The sequence below is a fragment of the Pseudomonas marginalis genome (genome assembly GCF_008692035.1).
Taxonomy (GTDB): Bacteria; Pseudomonadota; Gammaproteobacteria; order Pseudomonadales; family Pseudomonadaceae; genus Aquipseudomonas; species Aquipseudomonas marginalis.
Window position 1 is genome coordinate 2,908,036 of the sequence record NZ_VTFG01000001.1, and the last position, 22,593, is coordinate 2,930,628.

The 22,593-nt window shown below is 60.3% G+C and carries 11 protein-coding genes; 3 read left to right on the forward strand and 8 right to left on the reverse strand.

Annotation, left to right across the window (positions count from 1 at the left end; all coding sequences use genetic code 11):
- Positions 1 to 83 precede the first annotated feature (83 nt).
- Complete coding sequence (locus FX984_RS13615) at positions 84 to 395, reverse strand: YqfO family protein (protein ID WP_027605440.1); 312 nt, start codon at positions 393 to 395, stop codon at positions 84 to 86.
- A gap of 4 nt (positions 396 to 399) precedes the next feature.
- Positions 400 to 4,296: a phosphoribosylformylglycinamidine synthase gene (gene purL, locus FX984_RS13620; protein WP_146477266.1), complete on the reverse strand. Its 3,897-nt coding sequence runs from the start codon at positions 4,294 to 4,296 to the stop codon at positions 400 to 402.
- A gap of 286 nt (positions 4,297 to 4,582) precedes the next feature.
- Between purL and mltF the strand changes: the two genes are divergently transcribed.
- The gene (gene mltF, locus FX984_RS13625; RefSeq protein WP_027605438.1) at positions 4,583 to 6,043 is read left to right on the forward strand and encodes a membrane-bound lytic murein transglycosylase MltF; all 1,461 of its coding nucleotides are present in this window, start codon (positions 4,583 to 4,585) and stop codon (positions 6,041 to 6,043) included.
- Positions 6,044 to 6,083: 40 nt separating this feature from the next.
- Here the strand turns inward: mltF and FX984_RS13630 are convergent, their stop codons facing one another.
- From FX984_RS13630 to treP, 5 genes are all read right to left on the reverse strand, one after another.
- Complete coding sequence (locus FX984_RS13630; RefSeq protein ID WP_141607215.1) at positions 6,084 to 6,362, reverse strand: PTS sugar transporter subunit IIB; 279 nt, start codon at positions 6,360 to 6,362, stop codon at positions 6,084 to 6,086.
- 2 nt (positions 6,363 to 6,364) lie between these two features.
- Entirely contained in the window at positions 6,365 to 8,890 is a 2,526-nt protein-coding gene (gene ptsP, locus FX984_RS13635; protein WP_146477264.1) for a phosphoenolpyruvate--protein phosphotransferase, read from the reverse strand.
- Positions 8,891 to 8,951: 61 nt separating this feature from the next.
- Positions 8,952 to 10,172 carry a maltoporin gene (locus FX984_RS13640; RefSeq protein WP_098478819.1) on the reverse strand — a complete coding sequence of 407 codons (1,221 nt, stop codon included), beginning with the start codon at positions 10,170 to 10,172 and terminating at the stop codon, positions 8,952 to 8,954.
- Between the two features lie 74 nt (positions 10,173 to 10,246).
- A complete protein-coding gene (treC, locus tag FX984_RS13645; RefSeq protein WP_098478818.1) occupies positions 10,247 to 11,893 on the reverse strand; it encodes an alpha,alpha-phosphotrehalase in 1,647 nt (548 codons plus the stop codon).
- A gap of 70 nt (positions 11,894 to 11,963) precedes the next feature.
- The gene (treP, locus tag FX984_RS13650) at positions 11,964 to 13,406 is read right to left on the reverse strand and encodes a PTS system trehalose-specific EIIBC component (protein ID WP_027605433.1); all 1,443 of its coding nucleotides are present in this window, start codon (positions 13,404 to 13,406) and stop codon (positions 11,964 to 11,966) included.
- Between the two features lie 239 nt (positions 13,407 to 13,645).
- Here treP and treR point away from each other — a divergent pair, with 239 nt between their 5' ends.
- Positions 13,646 to 14,350: a trehalose operon repressor gene (gene treR, locus FX984_RS13655; protein WP_027605432.1), complete on the forward strand. Its 705-nt coding sequence runs from the start codon at positions 13,646 to 13,648 to the stop codon at positions 14,348 to 14,350.
- 65 nt (positions 14,351 to 14,415) lie between these two features.
- Complete coding sequence (locus FX984_RS13660) at positions 14,416 to 17,475, forward strand: membrane-targeted effector domain-containing toxin (protein ID WP_146477262.1); 3,060 nt, start codon at positions 14,416 to 14,418, stop codon at positions 17,473 to 17,475.
- Between the two features lie 356 nt (positions 17,476 to 17,831).
- Here the strand turns inward: FX984_RS13660 and FX984_RS13665 are convergent, their stop codons facing one another.
- Positions 17,832 to 22,454 (reverse strand): NACHT domain-containing protein, encoded by a 4,623-nt coding sequence (locus FX984_RS13665; protein ID WP_146477260.1) that lies wholly within the window; start codon positions 22,452 to 22,454, stop codon positions 17,832 to 17,834.
- Between the last annotated feature and the right edge of the window lie 139 nt (positions 22,455 to 22,593).

Sequence of the window (22,593 nt, forward strand, 5' to 3'; positions counted from 1 at the left end):
TTGACACCGGATTCATGAGCACCCACAAAAAAACCCGCTGGCCAAACTGGCCCAGCGGGTTTCTTGTTTCTACAGCGGGCGGATCAGAAATCCGCCAACGACCACACTTCATAAGCCGGTGTCTCATAGGGGTGGCTGAGCTTCAACGCGGCGACCACTGCGTTGATCAACTCATCGGTCACCACCAGCTCGACCTTCCATTCTTCAACCACCTCAACCTGGCCAACCTGCCCGATAAACGGCTGGCTGCCGTCCAACGCGCGAAACTGGCCCTGGCCCAGCACTTGCCAGGCGCAGCTGTCGTAGTCGCCGATGCGCCCGCCACCAGCGGCGAAGACGGCGGCTTTCACCGTCTCCACATGGCTGTCGGGCACAAAGAAGGCAAGCTTGTACACCGCCTTAGTTCACCCACACGCGGGCGTTGCGGAACATGCGCATCCACGCGCCGTCTTCGTTCCACTCTTCCGGGCGCCACGAGTTCTGCACGGCGCGGAACACGCGCTCCGGGTGCGGCATCATGATGGTCACGCGACCGTCGCGGCTGGTGAGGCCGGTGATCCCGCGCGGCGAGCCGTTCGGATTGGCCGGGTAGCTTTCGGTGACCTTGCCGTGGTTGTCGACGAAACGCATGGCCACGCAGCCGGACAGATCGGCTTCGAGCAAGGCTTCTTCGCTTTCGAACTCGGCATGGCCTTCACCGTGGGCGATGGCGATCGGCATGCGCGAACCGGCCATGCCTTGCAGGAAGATCGAGTTGGATTCCTGCACCTGCACCATGGCGACGCGGGCTTCGAACTGCTCCGAGCGGTTACGCACGAAGTGCGGCCAGAACTCGCTCCCCGGGATCAGCTCGTGGAGGTTGGACATCATCTGGCAACCGTTGCACACACCCAGGGTGAAGCTGTCGTTGCGCTCGAAGAAGCCCTGGAACGCGTCGCGGGCACGGCTGTTGAACAGGGCCGACTTGGCCCAGCCTTCGCCTGCACCCAATACGTCGCCGTAGGAGAAACCACCGCAGGCCACCAGGCCCTTGAACTCATTGAGGTCAACGCGACCGGCGAGGATGTCGCTCATGTGCACGTCGATCGCATTGAAGCCGGCGCGGTCGAACGCGGCCGCCATTTCCACCTGGCCGTTGACGCCCTGCTCACGCAGCACGGCAACCTGTGGGCGGATGCCTTTCTTGATGTACGGCGCGGCGATGTCCTGGTTGACGTCGAAGCTGAGCTTGGTGCTCAGGCCCGGGTTGTCTTCTTCCAGGATCACGTCGAATTCCTGCTCGGCGCAGTCGGCGTTGTCACGCAGGCGTTGGATCTGGTAGCTGGTCTCGGCCCACTGGCGTTGCAGCAAGCGGCGCTGGCCGGCAAACACGGTGTCGCCGTTGAACGAGATGTTGATCTCGCCGTTGTTGATCGGCTGGCCGATCACCGCCACGCAGTCGTCCAGGCCAGCGGCGCTGAACTGTGCGAGTACGTCCGGGGTTGCGTCCTGGCGAACCTGGATCACTGCACCCAACTCTTCGTTGAAGAGGATGCCGTTGATTTCAGAGGCGTCCTCGGCAACGCTGTCGAGCACGATGTTCAGGCCGCAGTGACCGGCGAAGGCCATCTCGACCACGCTGGTCAGCAGGCCACCGTCGGAACGGTCGTGGTAAGCCAGCAGGTGGCCGTCGGCGTTGAGGCCCTGGATCACGGCGAAGAAGGCTTTCAGGTCTTCGGCGTCATCCACGTCCGGCGCCTGTTTGCCAAGCTTGCCGTGGGTTTGCGCGAGGATCGAGGCGCCCATGCGGTTCTGGCCACGGCCGAGGTCGATCAGGATCAGGTCGGTGGTGCCCTTGTCCATGCGCAGTTGCGGGGTCAGGGTCTGGCGGATGTCGGTGACCGGCGCAAAGCCGGTGACGATCAGCGACAGCGGCGAGGTGACGCTCTTGTCCACGCCTTCATCGTTCCAACGGGTGGCCATGGACATGGAGTCCTTGCCCACCGGAATGGTGATGCCCAGTCCCGGGCACAGCTCCATGCCGACCGCTTTTACGGTGTCGTACAGACGCGCATCTTCACCGGGGTGACCGGCAGCGGACATCCAGTTGGCCGACAATTTGATGTCGGACAGCTTGCCGATGCGCGACGCGGCGATGTTGGTGAGGGTTTCACCAATGGCCATGCGGCCCGACGCCGGGGCGTCCAGCAGGGCCAGCGGCGTACGCTCGCCCATGGCCATGGCTTCACCGGTGTAGACGTCGAAGCTGGTGGCGGTGACGGCAACGTCGGCCACCGGCACCTGCCATGGGCCGACCATCTGGTCACGGGCCACCAGGCCGGTGATGGTGCGGTCGCCGATGGTGATCAGGAAGCTTTTGCTCGCCACGGCCGGGTGGTGCAGCACACGTTCGATGCTGTCGGCCAGGTCCAGGGCGCTTGGGTCGAAATCATCGCCCAGCTCGGTTTCACGTACCGCCGAACGGTGCATGCGCGGGGCCTTGCCCAGCAGCACTTCGAGGGGCATGTCCACCGGGCTGTTGCCGAAGTGGCTGTCGGTGACCGTCAGTTGCGGCTCGGCAGTGGCTTCGCCGACCACGGCAAACGGGCAACGCTCGCGTTCGCAGATGGCCTGGAAGCGCGCGAAGTCTTCAGGGCCGACCGCCAGTACGTAACGTTCCTGGGATTCGTTGCTCCAGATTTCGTGCGGGGCCATGCCCGGCTCGTCGTTTGGAATGTTGCGCAGTTCGAAGCGGCCACCGCGGTCGCCATCGTTGACCAGCTCCGGGAAGGCGTTGGACAAACCGCCGGCGCCGACGTCGTGGATAAAGCTGATGGGGTTCTTGTCACCCAACTGCCAGCAACGGTCGATGACTTCCTGGCAGCGGCGTTCCATCTCAGGGTTTTCGCGCTGTACGGAAGCGAAGTCGAGGTCTGCCGAGCTGGTGCCGGTGGCCATGGAGGAAGCCGCGCCGCCGCCCAGGCCGATCAGCATTGCCGGGCCGCCGAGCACGATCAGCTTGGAGCCGACCAGGATCTCGCCTTTCTTGACGTGTTCTTCACGGATGTTGCCCATGCCGCCAGCCAGCATGATTGGCTTGTGGTAGCCGCGCACTTCATCGCCACGGGGGGTGGTGATGGACTGTTCGAAAGTACGGAAATAACCGGTCAGCGCCGGACGCCCGAATTCGTTGTTGAACGCGGCGCCGCCCAGCGGGCCTTCGATCATGATGTCCAGCGCCGTCACGATGCGCTCAGGCTTGCCGTACGGCACTTCCCATGGCTGTTCGAAGCCCGGGATCTGCAGGTTGGACACGGTGAAACCGGTCAGGCCGGCCTTTGGCTTGGCGCCACGGCCGGTGGCACCTTCGTCGCGGATCTCGCCGCCGGAACCGGTGGCTGCGCCCGGGAACGGGGCAATCGCGGTCGGGTGGTTGTGGGTCTCGACCTTCATCAGGATGTGCACCGGCTCCTGCACCGCGCCGTACTGGCGGGTTTCAGGGTCCGGGAAGAAACGGCCGGCAACCGAGCCGACGATCACCGAGGCGTTGTCCTTATACGCCGACAGAACGCCTTCGCTGTGCATCACGTAGGTGTTCTTGATCATGCCGAACAGGCTTTTTTCCTGGCTCTCGCCGTCGATGTCCCAACTGGCGTTGAAGATCTTGTGACGGCAGTGCTCGGAGTTGGCCTGGGCGAACATCATCAGTTCGATGTCGTGGGGGTTGCGCTTCAAGCCGGTGAAGGCGTTGACCAGGTAGTCGATCTCGTCTTCGGCCAGGGCCAGGCCCAGCTCGGTGTTGGCCTTCTCCAGCGCAGCGCGGCCACCGCCCAGCACGTCAATCGCGGTCAGCGGCTTGGGTTCGGCGTGGCTGAACAGGCCGGCAGCCTGTTCCAGCTGGCTGACGATGATCTGGGTCATGCGGTCGTGCAGGCTGCTGGCGATCAGCTCGGCCTCGGCGTCGCTGAACCCACCTTCGACGTAGAACGCGATACCACGCTCCAGGCGCTGGATCTTCTCCAGGCCGCAGTTGCGGGCGATATCGCTGGCCTTGCTCGACCAGGGCGAGATGGTGCCGAACCGTGGCAGAACCAGGAACAAGCGGCCGGTCGGCTCTTGAACGGGAACGCTTGGGCCGTACTTCAGAAGGCGTGCGAGCACTTGCTGTTCGTCGGCGGTCAAGACGCCGGTAACGTCGGCGAAGTGAGCAAATTCAGCATACAGGCCTGTAACCGCTGGAACCTTCTGGCTCAGTTGTTCAAGGAGTTTGCTGTGGCGAAAGGCAGAAAGGGCAGGAGCGCCGCGCAGGATCAACATCTTCGGGACAGCCTCGGGAAGGGGTGTGCTTTGAGGCCGTGCATTCTAGCGTAAACCATCGCCAACGGCACCCGAAACGGCACCGCTGGCGGCTGCCGAACGTCAGTTAACACGGTTTGCACGCTATCGGGGCGTTATCCAAGGCATTCCGCGCAGTTATTTTAACCGTCACAATCGGGCGCCAAGCCACGTTTCTGCGGGCTGCAGCACAGTTTTGGCGGCGCTAGCAGACAAGTCCGCCGCTGTCGAGATATGGCGCCGTGGGCCGTTTGCGTATACTGCGCAGATGTTCTCCCCAACTGCTTTGCGCCCGCGATGCGCCAGATGGCTCATCGTCACCGGACTCTTCCTGATGCTCAGCGCCTGTGTTGATAAACCCAGCACGCTCGAGCGAATCAAGGAGGATGGCGTATTGCGGGTGATTACCCGAAACAGCCCGGCGACTTACTTCCAGGACCGCAACGGTGAAACCGGTTTCGAATACGAACTGGTCAAGCGTTTTGCCGATGACCTGGGCGTGAAGCTGGAAATCGAGACCGCCGACAACCTCGACGACCTGTTCGGCCAGTTGGGCAAACCCAACGGCCCGGTGCTCGCCGCGGCCGGCCTGGTCAGCAGTGAGCAACGCCAGCAACAGGTGCGGTTCTCCCACCCTTACCTGGAAGTCACCCCGCAGATCATCTACCGCAACGGCCAGTCACGCCCGACGAACGCGGCGGACCTGGTGGGCAAGAAGATCATGGTGCTCAAGGGCAGCACCCACGCCGAACAACTGGCCGCGCTTAAGAAGCAGAACCCGGCCATCGAATACGAAGAATCCGATGCCGTCGAGGTGGTCGACCTGCTGCGCATGGTGGACGAGGGGCAAATCGACCTGACCCTGGTGGACTCCAACGAAGTGGCGATGAACCAGGTGTACTTCCCCAACGTACGGGTGGCGTTCGACCTCGGCAATGCCAGCAACCAGAGCTGGGCCGTGGCCGCCGGCGACGACAACAGCCTGCTCAACGAGATCAACAGCTACCTGGACAAGGTGGAAAAGAACGGCACCCTGCAACGCCTTAAAGACCGCTATTACGGGCACGTCGATGTGCTCGGCTATGTCGGCGCCTACACCTTCGCCCAGCATTTGCAGCAGCGGCTGCCCAAATACGAGAAGCACTTTCGCGCCTACGCCAAGGAAGAAAAAGTCGACTGGCGCCTGCTTGCGGCTATCGGCTATCAGGAATCGCTGTGGCAACCGGCGGTCACCTCAAAGACCGGCGTGCGCGGCCTGATGATGCTGACCCAGAACACCGCCCAGGCCATGGGCGTGTCCAATCGCCTGGATGCCAGGCAAAGCATCATGGGCGGCGCCAAGTACCTGGCCAAGATCAAGGACGAGCTGGACGACAAGATCGCCGAGCCCGACCGCACCTGGTTCGCCCTCGCCGCTTATAACGTCGGCACCGGCCATCTGGACGACGCGCGCATCCTGGCGAAGAAGGAAGGCCTGAACCCGAACAAGTGGCTGGACGTGAAGAAGATGCTGCCGCGCCTGTCGCAGAAGCAGTGGTACAGCAAGACCCGCTACGGCTACGCCCGGGGCGGCGAGCCGGTGCACTTCGTGGCGAACATCCGGCGCTACTACGACATCCTGACCTGGGTGACCCAGCCGCAGCTGGAGGGTAACCAGGTGGTGGAAGGTAATCTGCATGTGCCGGGTGTGGATAAAACCAAGCCGCCGGAAGACACTCCGCAACTCTGACCGCAACATTTCAGACACCACCTTTTGATCGCTACATGGATCAGAGGCCGGTGATCAGGTGGACCACTCCTCCCGCCAACACCATCACGCCCGCCACACCCGCCGCTTTCAACGCCGCCTCATCCAACCGCCCCGCATCCTGCAATTGCACCCGCACCCGCGTCAGCGCCACACGCTGCTGCGACCTGAGGTTATCCGCACCGCCCAACGCGCTCAGCACCTCGGCCGACAACAGCCCCTGTGTCGGCACCGCCACCGTCTCGGCAATCAAATCCGGGGTCAGGGCTTTCCAGAACGCCCGCTGCAATTTCTCGAACATGCTCAGTGCTCCACGACAGGTGAGGTTTCAACGGTGGCCGCGTGGTAGAGGCGCAAGGCCTCGCGTACCTGGACGGCCTCTTCCAGGCCCAGTACCTGACGGGCGATGGTCTGGCAGCCGGCCAGGTCCAGTCCGCGCACGGTGGCCTTGATGGTAGGGATCAGCGGCACACTGACCGACAACTCATCCACCCCCAGCCCGAGCAACACCGGCACCGCCAGGGCTTCGGACGCCAGTGCGCCGCATACGCCCACCCACTTGCCATGGGCATGGGCGGCCGTGACGGTGGTGGCGATCAGGCGCAATACCGCCGGGTGAAAGCTGTCGGCCTGGCTGGCCAGGCGCGGGTGATCACGGTCCATGGCCAGGGTGTATTGGGTCAGGTCGTTGGTGCCGATGGAGAAGAAATCCACATGGGGCGCAAACACATCGGCCATCAGGGCCGCAGACGGCACCTCGATCATGATGCCCAGTTTGGGCAACGCGCTGAGCCCAAGGGCCTGGGCTTCTTCCTCCATAATCTGGCGGGCCAGGTGCAGCTCCGACAGCAGGCTGACCATCGGCAACATGATATGCAGGCGTGCCAGCCCGGCACTGGCGAGGATCGCGCGCAACTGTTCACGCAACAGCTCCGGGCGCTCCAGGCACAGGCGTATACCGCGCAGGCCCAGGAACGGGTTGGTTTCACTGTCCATCGGCACGTACGCCAGGGGTTTATCGCCGCCGACGTCCAGGGTGCGCACCACCAGATTGCGCTCGGTGCCCAGGGCACGGGCGATGGCGCTGTAGGTGGCGGCCTGCTCATCCACGCTTGGGGCGCGATTGCGATCCAGGTACAAAAACTCCGAGCGCAGCAGGCCGACGCCTTCGCCCCCGAGGGCCAGGGATTGCTCCACTTCCTGCAACGAAGCGACGTTGGCGCTCACCTCGACGTGATGGCCGTCGCGGGTAATCGCCGGCACTGACGCCTGCGCCACATCACGCTGACGTCGCAGCACGTGCTGCTTACGCGCAGCTTCCAGCTGTTCGATCTCGGCCAGGTTGGGGTCCAGGTGCAGCTCGCCCTTGTCGGCATCGAGCAGGACCTGTTTGCCATTGGCCAGCGCCAGCACTTCAAGCCCGACCCCGCATATGGCAGGCAGGCCCAAGGCCCGCGCCAGGATCGCGACATGGCTGGTCGCCCCGCCGCCGACGGTGACAAACCCCAGCACCTTTTGGGGATCGAGGCTGGCGGTTTGCGAAGGCGTCAGTTGCTCGGCGACCAGGATCGCGCGGTCGGGCAGTTCCAAGGCGCGGTCTTGAATACCGAGGATCAGCTTCAGCACACGCTGGCCGACATCCGCCAGGTCCGCCGCACGTTCGGCCAACAGGGCATTGCCCAGGCCCTGGAACAGCTGGGCAGTGGCAACCGTGGCGCTGTTCCAGGCAAACGCGGCGCTCTTGCCTTCGGCCAGCAGGCCATCGGCTTGTTCCAGCAGCGTCGGGTCTTCGAGCAATTCCTGATGGGCACGGAAAATCTCCGCCTGGGCACTGCCTGCCGCCTGGGTTTGCAGGGCTTGCAGCGCTTCGGTTGCAGCCAACAGGCCACGCGCCAAAGCAGCACGTTCGAAGGTTTCTCCCGCCCCCTGTTCAGTCACCTTCAGCTCGGGCTCAGCAATCTGGACCACTTGGCCAAACGCCGATCCCGGCGATGCGCAAACGCCTCGCAGCAGCGTCGCAGACGATACCGGCACGGGCGCTTCAAGCTGTGCAGCCGGCGCCGCAATGGCCTCGCCGCAGCCTTCAAGCAACAGCGCGACCAGCGCCTGGATCGCCGCCTCGGCGTCGTCACCGGCCGCACTCACTTGCAAGGTATCGCCCTGCACGGTTTGCAGCGCCATGATCGCCACCAGCGACTTGGCGTTGGCACTCTGGGTTTGCTTGTGCAGGTAAATGCTCGCGTTAAAACCTTTCGCCGCCTGGGCCAATACGGCGGCCGGGCGCGCGTGCAAACCGTTGGTGTTGGGCAAGGTCAACGGTTTTGAGAAGCGTGCATCGCCCTCCTCCTCATCGGCCTCCTCTACCCGGTTGCCGGGCGCAACCTGCAACACCGGTTGGCCCAATTCCACCAGGCCGCTTGCCAATGGCGTGAACGGCTCGCCGCTGACCACCAGCATCAAGGTCAGCAAACTGCGTGCGTGGAGTGCCACATAGTCGGCATCGAATTCGATCAAGGCTTGCCCGGCCTCCACCCGCTGGCCTTCCTCGACCAGGCGGGTGAAGCCCTTGCCCGCCAGGCTCACGGTGTCCAGGCCGATATGCATCAGCACCTGCACGCCGTTGTCGTCGGTGACGCTGACCGCATGCCCACTGTCCTGGATATTGCTGATCACCCCGGCCAGGGGCGCGCAGAGGGTCTGCGAGGTAGGATCGATGCACAGGCCGTCGCCGATCATGCGGCTGGCGAACACCGGGTCAGGCACCTTGTCCAGTGCCAGCAGCACGCCGGACAAGGGCGCCAGCAATTCCAGGGGTTGAGTTGCGGTCATGACGTCACCTGCTGTTTTGTTCTGTAAAAATCCTTGGGTAGATGCCTTCCCCATGGATAACTTATTTCCACCAGTATTCAACCTGCACGCCCACGTTCGACCCATGCCGCGCGGTGCCATAGGCGCCGGTGTCGGACAACGCCGAGCCCGCCGCCAGTTCATTCGCTGCACGCTTGGCCGCTTCGTTCCAGGTCGCATAGGTGTAGTACAAACGCACTTCCGGCCGCGCCCAGAAATCCGGGCCGTTGGGCGACCAGGTCGGGGCGAAGGTAAATTTGCTCAGCTTGCGCGTGCCGCCGGTGGCATCGACCTGATCATGCCCAAGCTCGGTGACCAGTTTGAATTGTTCGCTGATCGCATACGCGGGGCGTACGCCGATGGACATCCAGGTCTGGTCCTGGCTGCCGGGGCGAATATCCTTCTGGTACACCGCCTCGATCTGCCCACCAAAACGCGGGGTCACCTGCCAGTCGAAGAACTCCACGGCGCGATAACTTTTGCTGCTGTTATCCAGGAAGGTATTGCCGGTGTAGCCCAGGCCGGTGCCGGGGCCTTCGCCGTACTGCAAAGCGAATTTGTTCTTGCCGCCCAGGAAGGGTTTTTGCACATGCTGCGCGGTGAGTGCCCAGCCGCTGTGGGTGTCACGCCCACCGGCCTTTTCGATATGGCTCAAGCCCAGCTCCAGCTCGCCGCCGGGGTTGGTCTTGAAGCCCGCGACGTTGAAGTCGTGACGGGTGGCGTATTCCTTCTGGTACAGGTTGTCCTTGCGCGAAATGGCGTAGCTGTACTTGAGGTCGCCGATCAGCACGTCCTCGATTCCGCCGCCGGTGGCGCTCTGGTTCCAGTAGTAGAAGTCGGAAATATGGATGTCATTGCGTTTGTAGTAACGCCGACCGGCCCACAGCGAACCGCCATTGAGGGCTGGCAGGTTCGACCACTGCGCATACATCTGCGGCATGCGCGCCGAGCCGTTGTCTTCGCCCTGGAATTTAAGGGCGCGGTCGTATTGGTTGTACAGCGATGCCATGGCGTCGACGCTGAGCACTGAGCCATCGTCGAGGGTCAGCAGGTCCTGACGCAGTTCCAGCTCGGCGTACTGCTCGCATTCGTTGCCCAGCCGGTATTTGGTTTGCGCCCCCGGCAACTGGAAACACTGCTGCTTGCCACTGCCTGTCGAGGTCCCCGCGCCGCTGCGCAAGTAACCGGCAAATTCCAGGGCCTGCGCGCCGAATGGCAGGCTCAGGCAGGATGCAACGAGGCCCAGCTTTATTGCTGTTTTCATGAAGCACTCCGATATTTTTATTATGTTTTTTGAAGCACCCTGCGCTCTCCGTAGCAGCTGCGGGAGTTCCGGGTTCAGTCCTTCAGGTGCAGCACAAAGGATTCGTACGGGCGCAAAATCACCGTGGCCGTGCGTGGTGGGCAGTCGGGGTAGTTGCTGATCAGCAGGCGTTGCTCGGTCGCTGCGCCGATCACGTCGCCAGGCAGTTGGATTTCACAGGGCTGGCCATAGAAGTTGTTCAGCACCAGCAGGCGCTCGCCGTGGCCTTCGCGCAGGTACGCCCAGACCTGCAAATGGTCTTGCAGCAGTTGGCGGTAAACCCCTTCTTGAATCAGCGGTTCGTGACGACGCAGGGCGATCAGCGCGCGGTAGTGATGCAGCACGGAGTCGGGATCGTCGAGCTGGTGTTCAACGTTGATCTGCGCGGCATTCGCCGGGAGGCCGATCCAGGGCTCGCCGGTGCTGAAACCCGCATTCGGCTGCGCGTTCCACTGCATGGGCGTACGGCCGTTGTCGCGGGACTTCTGCATGATCGCCGCCATGCTCGCCGCTTCGGATTCACCGGCATCGCGCTTGAGGCGGAAGATGTTCAGGGTCTCCACATCGCGGTACTGATCGATGCTGTCGAAGCCCGGATTGGTCATGCCCAGTTCTTCGCCCTGGTACACGAACGGCGTGCCCTGGAGGAAGTGCAGCGCGGTGGCGAGCATCTTGGCCGAGACCACGCGATGCTCGCCGCCGTCACCAAACCGCGAGACCACCCGGGGTTGATCGTGGTTACACCAGAACAGCGCGTTCCAGCCGCCACCGGCCTGCATGCCCAGTTGCCAGTCGGAGAGGATCTGCTTGAGTTGCAGGAAGTCGAAGTCAGCCTTCACCCACTTCTGCAGGTTCGGGTAATCGACTTTCAGGTGATGAAAGTTGAAGGTCATCGACAGCTCTTTCGACTCTGGCCGCGAGTAGCGAATGCAATGTTCAAGGCTGGTGGACGACATCTCGCCGACGTTGATCAGGTCATGGCCTTCAAATACTTCGCGGTGCATCTCCTGCAGGTATTCATGCACGTTCGGGCCGTCGGTGTAGAAGCGGCGGCCGTCGCTGTTGTCTTCGGGGAAATCGGCGGGCTTGGAGATCAGGTTGATCACGTCCAGGCGGAAACCGCCCACGCCTTTGTCACGCCAGAAGCGCATCAACTTGAACACCTCGGCACGCACCTGGGGGTTGTCCCAATTGAGGTCGGCCTGGGTGTGGTCGAACAGGTGTAGGAAGTACTGGCCGGTTTGCGCCTCGTATTCCCAGGCCGAACCGCCGAACTTGGATTCCCAGTTGTTCGGCTGGTCGCGCCAGATGTAGAAGTCGCGGTAGGGATTGTCGAGGCTGCTGCGCGCCTGCTGGAACCACTCATGCTCGATGGAGGTGTGGTTGACCACAATGTCGAGCATCAGCTTGATGCCACGCTTGGCCGCTTCGCTGATCAGCAGGTCGCAGTCGGCCATGGTCCCGTAGCTGGGGTCGATGGCGTAGTAGTCGCTGATGTCGTAGCCGTTGTCCCGTTGCGGCGAGCGCAGGAACGGGGTGATCCACAGGCAATCCACGCCCAGCCATTGGAGGTAGTCGAGTTTGTCCACGATGCCCAGCAGGTCACCGGTGGCGTTACCCGCGTGGCTGTGGAAGCTCTTGGGGTAGATCTGGTAGATCACCGAGTGTTGCCAGTCTTGCATGGTGGGTTCCTTCAGTAGAATTGTGAGCGCGGTCAAATGTGGGAGGGGGCTTGCCCCCGATAGCGGTCGATCAGACGACGCGATAACCCGGCCGAACAATCTTCATGCTCAACGCACAGGTCAGAACAAACGGCACCACCATCGCGACCACCATCCCAATCACAAACATCGGAATGGCACTCGGCACGATCGAAATAAACCCAGGCAAGCCACCCACCCCGATGGCCGACGCCTGCACCTTGTTCAGCGACAGGAAAATGCTGCCCAGCGCCGAGCCCACCAGGGCCGCATAAAACGGAAACTTGAAGCGCAGGTTCACCCCGAACATTGCCGGTTCCGTGATGCCGAAGTAGGCGGAAATCGCCGAGGTCGAAGCCATGCTTTTATCCCGCGCATTGCGGGTGGTGTAGAACACCGCGAGCGCGGCGCTGCCCTGGGCCAGGTTGGACATCACGATCATCGGCCAGATAAAGGTGCCGCCCTGGGTGGAGATCAATTGCAGGTCCACGGCGAGGAACATGTGGTGCATGCCGGTGATCACCAGCGGCGCGTACAGCAGGCCGAAAATCGCTCCGCCGACCATCGGCGCCAGGTCAAACAGGGTGACCACGCCTTCGGTGATCAGGATGCCGAGGTGACGGGTCACCGGGCCGATGATCGCCAACGCGAGCACGCCGGTGACGACGATGGTGGTGATCGGCACGACCAGCAATTGAATGGCGTTGGGTACGCGAGCGCGCAGCCATTTCTCGATGACGCTCATGACATACGCCGCCATCAGGATCGGCAGGATCTGCCCCTGGTAGCCGACTTTCTCGATCTTGAACCAACCGAAAATATCGAAGTACGGCAGGCTCTGGCCGTCGAGCCCGGCAACCGCCTTGCCGTAGTTCCAGGCATTGAGCAGATCGGGATGCACCAGCATCAGGCCGAGCACGATGCCGAGGATTTCACTGCCGCCAAAGCGCTTGGCCGCCGACCAGCCCACCAACGCCGGCAGGAACACGAACGAGGTGTTGGCCATCAGGTTGATCAGGCTCCACAGGCCATCCAGGTTCGGGTAGGCCTCCAGCAGCGTCTGGCCCTCGATGAACATGCCCTTGGCGCCCATCAGGTTGTTCACGCCCATCAGCAGGCCGGCGATGATCAACGCGGGCAGGATCGGCATGAACACATCGGAGAACACCCGCACCAGGCGCTGCATGGCGTTGGTCTTGTCGGCGCCCTTCTTCTTCACATCGGCGATGGTGGCGGCGGCGAGGCCGGTCTGTTCGCGCAGGGCGGCGTAGACCTTTTCCACTTCGCCGGGGCCGATCACCACCTGGAACAAACCGCCGGTGAAGAACGAGCCCTTGACCAGATCGACCTGGTTCAACGCGCTGTTGTTGACCAGGCTCGGGTCCTTGAGCGCCAGGCGCAGGCGGGTCACGCAGTGGGCAGCTTGCTCAAGGTTGTCGCTGCCCCCGAGGTGCTCGAGGATCTCGCGGGCAATGTTGGAATAGTCGTGGCTCATGCTTGGTTTCCACTTTGATTTTTTTATTTGGGGGGCAGTCATTGGCAGCACGCCGAAGGCAAAAGTACTCGTACAGACGAGTTAAAGCAACAACTCGTCTGTACGAGTTTGATTTTGTTTATTCCCTGTAGGACACCACTGCGCTGCAAGCCGCAGAAATCCTTGGGTCTAATGGACAAACCGCCGCTCTGCCTCTAAGGTTCCTGCCTTGAACGCCAACGCGGCACAGAGCCCTACCCATGAGCAAATACAACCAGATCTATACCGATCTGCTTGCCAGCATCACCACCGAACGCCTGCAACGCGGCACGCGCCTGCCTTCCGAAACCGAATTGATGGACAGCTACCAGGCCAGCCGAGGCACCGTGCGTCGCGCCATCGAGCAGTTGCAGGAGCGAGGGTTTGCGCAAAAGATCCACGGCAAGGGCACCTTCGTGCTCTCGCCCAACCCGATTGAGTTCCAACTCGGCGGCATCGTCAGCTTCCACGAAACCCACGCCGACCTGGGCGATGACGTACGCACCGAAGTGGTCGAATTCACCCAGCTCCCCCTTGAAGGCCCGCTGTTGCAACACATCGAGGCCGAACCCGGCAGCCTCATCACGCGCATCAAACGGGTACGGCGCATCGGCGGCAAACGGGTGATCCTCGACATCAACCACTTCGTCGCCGACCTGATCCCCGGCCTGGACCAGGCGATCGCCGAACAGTCGATCTACGCCTTCATCGAGCAGACCCTGCAACTGCAGATCAGCTACGCCCAGCGCACCATCGAAGCCCTGCCCCGCAGCAAGGACGACCAGACACACCTGGACCTCGAAGGGCAGAGCCATGTGATCGTGGTGAGCAACCAGACGTTTTTGCAGGACGGGCGGCAGTTCGAGTACACCGAGTCGCGGCATACGTTGGATAAGTTTTACTTCTCCGATATCGCCAGGCGTTAATTATCTACCCGCTGTCCCTCTGAAGCGCTTGGCATGCTCGGCTCTCCCCCTTCAAGGAGAGCAACATGCCGCTGACCGACACCTCCCCCGCCGCCCAGCAAAAACTCCGCGCCCTGGCCCCTGTGGTGCTGGATGCCTGTCCGAATATGCAGACGATGGCGATCAAGGCTGCGCGTGAGATTCTGACCAAGCATGGCCTGCCAGACCTGGATCCCGATCATGTCTACTGGCACCGCTTCGACAGCGGCATCGGTGACCCTGCGACCTTTACCGGCTGGAGCCACAACCAAAAACCCCAGCAGTCGATGACACTGACGCAGTTGGTCATTCACCGCTTCGAGGTGCACGACCAGGACAATGCCGACTTGCTCGATGGCGACGGTGGTTTTTATCGCGAGGGTGCCGAAGCACGGTTATTCGATCGACACAACGAAGTGCAGCTGTCCGCCAGCGCGGTGCTCAACGACTTCTGGAGCATCGATTTCAGCGACCGCTATACCACCCGCATGGAGAAGTTCTGGAGCGCCCACTTCGACGACTTCCGTACCCTGGCCAAAGTCAACTGCCTGGCCCAGGCCCTGCAGGCGCGACAGGCCGGGCACCTCACCGAGCCCCAGTTGCACACGGTGCTTCAAGCCCTCGCCAGCAATCTGTCCTGGCCCCCCAGCCTGTCCAACCTGCAAGCCAAGGCCACTTCCGCCGACGGACTGCGTGTGGCGGCGCTGGATATCGGTGGGCATATCGCCACGGATATCCTGCGCATCATCGACGGCGATGGCCGGCAAATCCTCTATGTGCCAGGCGAGTCCCAGGCCTTCTATGGTTTCGAGACCCCCGCCGACCTGCATTTCTGGCTGCTGAACCAGACCAACCATGCGGATAACCGCGCCCGCTTCATGGCCCACTTCCCGCTGTCGGCTCAGGTCCAACAGGACGACACCGACGCTGTCACCTGGAAGCAGATGCTGCTCACCCCCATGCTGATCTACCGCAGCGCCCAGGCCCTGGCGGGCACCCTGCCGCCGGACTGGGTGGACAAGGGCTTGTGCCACCAACTCGACCAGCTGTTTATCGACTGGGGCACCTGGGACCACCACCTGATCAATCAGACCGACCACACCCTCGAACACGATGCCTTCACCTGGCTGGCACAATCGAGCCAGGCGCGCATGCACAACGATGCCGACTTCGCCCTGCGCAGCAATGGCGACCTGCGCAAGAAACTCTGGATCGGCTACCTGAACGCCTTTGGCAAAACCTTCGGCCCGATGGCCGTGGTCGGCTGGCCGGTAGCGTTGGTGGTGGTGGGGGCCAGTGCGGCAAATCTTGGCCTGAACATCGACCAGGCCATCAACGGCAAGACCCCGGCCGAACGCCACGCCGGGGAGCTGGGCGCGATATTCAGTGCCATCGATACGCTGTTTAACCTGGCACTGTTGAAAGCCGACGGGGTCATGCCCGATATCGCCGAAGCGGCCGACACCCTCGCAGTGGAGCCCATTGAGTTGACGCCGCCCACAGCGCCCGCCAGCGCACCGCCGGTGCCTGAGCCTGCGGTACCTGCCACCTACCAGGCCAACCTGATACTGGAAGGAGAACACCTGGATACCGCCCCCGGAAAATTCCAGCAGGTCTATAGCCTGCGGACCTCCGACGGCATGCCTCAGCAAGCCATCCTGATGAACGATCAAGCCTATTACGTGCGCTACGAAGCCGACCCCAACGGCCGTGGGCATTGGGCGATTGTCGACCCGAACACCCCCCATGGCTTTTCCGGCGCGCTGCCGGTGCGCCTGAACGAACTCAACGAATGGGAACCTGTGCCCCACAGCAACGGCTTGAAAGGCGGCGGGGGAAACTCCAGCAAAAGCGCCCGGGGGCCGGCCCCCTCGCAGGTCCCGCCACCGCCACAAGCGATGACCACGCCACCCCACTCGCTGCGCAGGGTGACCACCCCCTTCGATACCCCACCATCAACCCGCCCGGAAGTGAAACGCTGGGCAATGGGCCTCACTGAAACCCATGTTCACAGCCGCTTCGGCCGCATTGACCGCTTCACCTACTACTTCGGCGAAACGCACCGCAAACTGCTGCAATCGGCGCAAGACTTCTACAAGGAACTGTCCTGGACCCGCCTGCCACCTCGTCCGGACATCCCCGCCTTTGAACCGACAACGGCCTTCGAAGAAGTCCTCGAGCGCCTGCCCGAAGACCTACCGGGCTACGTCATCGGCGAAACCCTGGACCGCATCACCAGCACCCGCCTGGTGATCAACAACATGCCGCTTTTTGCGCGCAAGGGCGTGAAAACCCTGTATATGCGTCGCCTGCTCAACGATTTCGCCCAGGATGATCTGAACCGCTACTTCCAGACCGGTGAGATGTCCGAGGACCTGGAAAGCTACCTTGGCAAGCTGGGCACCGATCCATCCGGGCAATTCAACGAACTGGAACTGGTCAAGACCGCCAGGGCCAACGGCATACGTGTGCAGGCTATCGACTGCGCAGCCCATTACAAATACTCCAACCCCATCGCCGATCTTACCGAGCAAGTGACGAGCAATTACCTCGCGCACACCCTTATCCAGGCCGACAGAACCTTGAACGGCGGCGGCAAATGGCTGGTCCTGACCAACGCGAGAAACATCAACACCTTCAATGGCTTCGCGGGTGTCAGTGAACTGGAAGGTGGCATCGGACTGCGTATCGAAGAGGTGCTTCCCGGCCAAGGTAACGACGTGCGCCTTGATCCCGGCATCGACATTGATCGCGACGATGCCCCCGCCCATGAAAGCGTCGGGGATAGCTTCGACACCTTGCATGCCGACCTGCGAGTACAAGTGGAAGCGCCGCCGGTACTCAGGACGCTGGAGCAACAGCAGCGACTGCTGTTTCGCAAGGGCATGTACTTGATCGACGAGAACCAGGGCAACTACACCTTGCGGCATCACAGCAGAGACAGGGGCATCGTTGCGACCCCCATCCATCGGCTGGCCGACGGCAGCTTTTACATCGACCGACCGGCCTGGCCTGACGTGCATGAGGAGCACTTCCCCGCACTGGAAAAGCTGTCCAACGCCCTTACCAATATGGGTATGAGCCTGCAAAGCCGGCTTCCTGCCTGATAGGCAATAAAAACCTGGCCGAGGCCAGGTTTTTTACTCACTCAACGCAGGCCATTCAGGCTCGCGTTGCTTATTCCCACTCTATTATCAATAGGCACATATCCCCCCTTGGAACCGCACTTTTTAAAGAAACTGCTATTTCGAGACCATGAGAAATACCATACGGGAAACTCTCTTGAGTGTGATATCGCTAGGAAACACCTACCTAGGGCAACGCCGGTATAAAGCGGCCGCATCAACACCGGAATCCGGAGAACATCAGCCCAAAATCGAATCGGGCGACCGATTGGGATATCGTCTCATCCAAGCTGTGGGAGGCCAGGAAGCGGACGGTTTGAGCGGATACGGCTTGGGCCTTAACGGCGCAACGCAAATGCTGCAGCGTCCTCTGCGCCGTGAACCTCAGCGTCAAGCAGGTGCTCGTAGATCGTCATCGCACGAGTTTTGATCTCTATTGGTGAACGCTGAAGTGCAATCACAAGCCCTATAAATTCGCCGTCGTACAACCCTCCAACGGTCCTATCTGGCGATGTACGTGCAAGCTCAGTTGCAGCCTCTGCGATTTCAAGCACCAGAATTTCAAAACCTGGATAAAGCAACAGGTGCTGAAGCGAGCGTACAAACAGCAGCCCCATCGATTCTCTGAGCAGATCAATATTTACTGCAACAGAAGCCAGCAGGGCTCGCGTCATCTCATCGGGAGGTAATCGCTCGCCACGATCTACAGCTGTAGATAGAGCATGAGCCTCGAACCCACTGACAATGCTGGCGAAATCAATGAGGTAGGCATGCGAGCGGCTTCGAATATCGAGATCAAGTTCCCCCCACCCTGCTGCAGCCGCAAATAACACGCCAGACCTGGCAGAAATATCATTCCCGGCCATCACCGCTTCGACTATCTCGCCCATCCCACAAGAAGCAGTGCTATCGACAATCACGCTAGCAGCAGAGAACTCACCACCAATCTGCCTAAGCTTATGGTCGCTATGACTGAGCCAGAAGTTGACAATCTCCTGCTGTACGCTCGTATGCATGCGAACGCGCAGGCGCCACAACGACTGGACTACAGCTGCATCTTCAAACGCCGCTGGAAACCTCCGCCAAATCGCCCCAATCAGTTCGCCCACTCTTGCCGCGTCCGCCCACCAAAGTTCATGCGACCTGAACATTAGGATCGCACTCCAAACCTCGGGGTCTTCAGGATGAGTAACGTGTAGTTCCAACTCCGCGAGCCAACCATCACAATCCACGCCGTCACGATGGAGATATCCCGCTGCGATCGCTGACAGCAGCGTGAAATTGCGCTGAGGCAGAAAATGCATCCCGCCGCCCCGGCCGAATAGCATGGCCTCAGGGCGTTGATCTGGTTTCTCATTCCGCTCACGATTGGATTTGTTTAACTCGGCATGACGTACTGTTTCTGCAGCCAGCACATTGGGGTCGCGCTGCAGCCAGCCCTTGAGCAACTCGATGTCACGACCCTCAAGACCTTTCAGTCGTTTAGCGAGTACCTCCATGGCGCTGGCGACATCGTGGCGAAAGCTAGTCGACGAAAAGCCACGGGATTGGGCATCCCAAATCAAAGTTTTTTGTGTCTGAGCGTCAACTGCCTCAACCGCCGACAACTCCCTAATCGCGGCGCCCGTAACCTGCTCGTGCAGACCCGGTTGTAAACGCGGAATGATACGAAGAACACGATCTGGGAACGACTTCGCAAACGCAGCAAAAGCCCGAGACAACTCAGTAACACCGCCCTTCAGCCAGTGTTTCGGGTGCTCATGACGGCCAGTATGGTCGTTTACTGCAACGAACATTTTGATAATCGCATCGTTACTGGCTTTCGCCATCTGATCGTGGCTCATGGGTGATCCAACGAACTGCGCCATCCTCCGACCGCCACGCTTTGCTTTTAGCGTGGGCTGTCCGACCTGCCACTCCTCAACTTGCCTACGACGACGGGGCGTCAGCACGTGCACAGGTAGTTCGGCAAGTAAACGCAACCTCCGCTCATCAGACCAACGGAGCAATTGCCTTCTATGGGTAGGATCTTGCTCTTCCTGTAATTCTTCCCCCCAAGGCTCCCAAGCCTCGATGTAATCGCGAATCCGCTCAATATCAGCGAGAGAGAGGTAGGGAGTGATCTGGGCAATCAGTGTGCTTGACGACCAACCGCAGATCACGTGGCCGACACTTCTTTCATCGTCGAACGTGTCGCTACCTAGATGAAGACGCCGCTGATCGGCCAGGAGAAACGCGAGCGCATACTCAGCAAATACAGCCGAGTTCGCCGCCAGGGTATCGGCCACTAGCGACTGGACCTCGTCAATTTCTACAGCAGCAACAGTAGCAAGCAAGGTACGCACACCTGGCGGGTCAGAAACTGCTGACTCTTCGAGCACACTCCGCAGAAGCTGCGTCAAATGCCCCTCGCCAGAATCATATTTCCAATCGTATGGAACAGATATCGATTGCGGATACCGATGCCCGGGCCGCCCATCACCAACCTCTCGCGATGCCACCCCGACAAACCAAGGCAGGAGTCGTTCGGCACAATAGAGCGGTGCGGCTGCCGCAATCTTTTCAACACCATACACTTTGATGCCATTGTGCCGATCCGCAGGCTGCAACTCAGCCCAAAATGAGATGAGATCCAAAGCAACGCGGGTATTACCGTTCTCATGCAAAGTCTTGGCGTAATGGGATATCGCCCAATCTGCCAAGGTCGTTCGATTAAAGATCGTGCGGACATGGGCGATTGCACGCTCGGTCGCAATACCAGAACGCTCAAAGATACTAAACACGTCTCCGTCATGTGAAGTATCCGACCAATAGCGGTCGACCAGATCCATAACTTGGCTCGAGTCCTCAGCAACTTCTCGAACGAGCAGCATGGTCGCATTCCAGCGATGCTTTTCGTCCTGTAGAAGAAAAGGAAGGAGCGGCAGCACGCCTGACCTCCAGCACGGCCATCTTATCGCTACCTGCCTGAATGCCCGATTCGCAAGTGCATGATCGTTACGCGCCATCCAATCGACCCAAGCAATATCACTTACGCTCGGATCATCAGCACTCGCCAAATAATCGGCCACAAGATGGCGCAGATGTCTGCGTGTCTTGGGGTTTGGTAGCAACAAGCGAATAGACACCTCATAGGAAGCCATATCAACCCTTCGCATATGCTCAAGGCCGCGCAAAACTGTTCCCCGCGCAAATAGCCCTTCCTGGCGACTCCATGCGTAATCAGCCAACTCTTGTGCGGTTCGGAGTGTCTTAGCCTGGAAATCATCGAGCCATGACTGATGACTGAATCCAATGCTGGCGTCTTCACGGATGACGATGCCAATCGACTCGGCCCAACGCAGCATCTCACTGTAGTCCGGGTCATAGTAAGCGGCTGGCCGCCAGAGGCTCTCATACTGCGTCATGTCAGCCGCGAGCTGGCGCAAGAACGCCAGACACGAAGCACGCGTGGGTCCTACAGGTAGTTTTTTGTCGAGCCATCGATCAAGTAAGTTTGCTGCCGTAAAATCCGCAGGACTCAAGCCAGATTTGGCAAGATCGACGTATATACCGAGAGCAAAAGGTGTACGCAGCGCCTCTTTGAGACTATCCGGCACGACAGTGGAGTCGATACCGAGCTCACCAAGCAGTGTGGATATCCGCTCGAACGGAGGAAGAGTAAGTAGTAACTCATCCGCATCAAGCAACCTAAATCGAGCGTCGAACTTCGCCTCAAATGGTCGCGAAGAAACGATGACATGAATGGGAAGTTTATTACCCTCTTGACTCTCTGCCTCCTGTAGCCGAGACGCGAGGCGAAGTAAGACCTGCATGCGCTGTGAACTCTGGTCCATCACTTCACTGACAGCGTCAAGCTGATCAATGATCAGCACAACCGGGGCTTCAACCGCCAGCGAGAGAAGCTCCTGTTCGATATCACCTGACATACCAAGATCGCGAGCGAGGTCGACGAAATTCACAATATTAGGGCTAAGCATGTCGGCCTTTATCGCTAGCACAATCTGGCCGCGGGCTTTGAGGGCACGATACAGCTCAGCGAGAAGTGCTGACTTCCCAGTCCCTGCTCCTCCTACGACCAGCGTGGAGCCTGCAGGATGCCGATTGATCCTCTGGATCAGATCGTCGAACTCTGGTCGCTCTATATGCTGCCCCCAAATCAGTTGAGGCCAGTCGGCCAGACCGCGCGACCCGCGCGTGATGTCTTCCTCAACATCAGCTCTCGTGAATGTTTGTGTGCTCTTTGAGACCAAGCCAACTGCAGCGAACTGAGCCTCAATCATGGCCTCGGCATCCTCCACAGCCACGACAAGTTGAACTTTGAAAAACCGCTGACGGACAGCAGGGATGCACTCCAGTAACGCGTCGAGGTCGACTGGTCTAAGAAGCTCATATTTCAGGTTCTTCAGGGCCGTCCTGATGCCTGGCATGACAGCCTCGATCTTCAGCATCGAGAATGCTTCATACTTTTTAATGACGTCGGTAGCCAGACCTAAAAGCTCTGTTTCATTGGCAGTTAGCCAAGTCTGTGGCGCATCGAAAAAATCGGTTGTAGTGCTGGCAGGATCCGAAGCAAGAGCAAGAATAAATCGGAAACCGGCCGGGTCCGGCATAAGCGCCGGCTCAAGCACGACATTTAGAAGGAACTTGATTACCTCACGGAGCGTGTCCGGCCGGGTGAAACCAGCCTTAACCTTTTTGCACTGAATAAGCCCAACTGGCCGCTCATCCTTCGTGAGCCAAACATCCCGCCCTTGATCAGCTCCTGTGACCATCAAGCGAGCATTGCTGTACCACGGCCAATCAGACGCACGCCCTCTATAAATGCTGTACAGGAGGAGTTCAAAATCAGCGTCCGTTAACGCGAGATAATTTGCTCTATCTGGTCCCACGCGCCCTTCGTCTACGGCTTCGACGCGAGCGTATGCAACATTAATCTCATCATCTGTGAGGCGTTTCATTCTGGTCTTCCGTGTTTGACGATCTAGCTAACAACAGCGAGCTACCACCGACACATGCGGCTATATCGATAGCGAGAATAAGCCATTTGCTCGGGCATGAAAAAACCGGCAAAAGCCGGTTCTTTCACGCAGCGCTGTG

What these genes read in the sequence shown, in the direction of transcription:
- FX984_RS13640 (WP_098478819.1), bottom strand. Translation starts at nt 10,172, where the DNA reads ATGAAAACAGCAATAAAGCTGGGCCTCGTTGCATCCTGCCTGAGCCTG.
- treR (WP_027605432.1), top strand. Translation starts at nt 13,646, where the DNA reads ATGAGCAAATACAACCAGATCTATACCGATCTGCTTGCCAGCATCACC.
- ptsP (WP_146477264.1), bottom strand. Translation starts at nt 8,890, where the DNA reads ATGACCGCAACTCAACCCCTGGAATTGCTGGCGCCCTTGTCCGGCGTG.
- mltF (WP_027605438.1), top strand. Translation starts at nt 4,583, where the DNA reads ATGTTCTCCCCAACTGCTTTGCGCCCGCGATGCGCCAGATGGCTCATC.
- FX984_RS13665 (WP_146477260.1), bottom strand. Translation starts at nt 22,454, where the DNA reads ATGAAACGCCTCACAGATGATGAGATTAATGTTGCATACGCTCGCGTC.
- FX984_RS13660 (WP_146477262.1), top strand. Translation starts at nt 14,416, where the DNA reads ATGCCGCTGACCGACACCTCCCCCGCCGCCCAGCAAAAACTCCGCGCC.
- treC (WP_098478818.1), bottom strand. Translation starts at nt 11,893, where the DNA reads ATGCAAGACTGGCAACACTCGGTGATCTACCAGATCTACCCCAAGAGC.
- purL (WP_146477266.1), bottom strand. Translation starts at nt 4,296, where the DNA reads ATGTTGATCCTGCGCGGCGCTCCTGCCCTTTCTGCCTTTCGCCACAGC.
- FX984_RS13630 (WP_141607215.1), bottom strand. Translation starts at nt 6,362, where the DNA reads ATGTTCGAGAAATTGCAGCGGGCGTTCTGGAAAGCCCTGACCCCGGAT.
- treP (WP_027605433.1), bottom strand. Translation starts at nt 13,406, where the DNA reads ATGAGCCACGACTATTCCAACATTGCCCGCGAGATCCTCGAGCACCTC.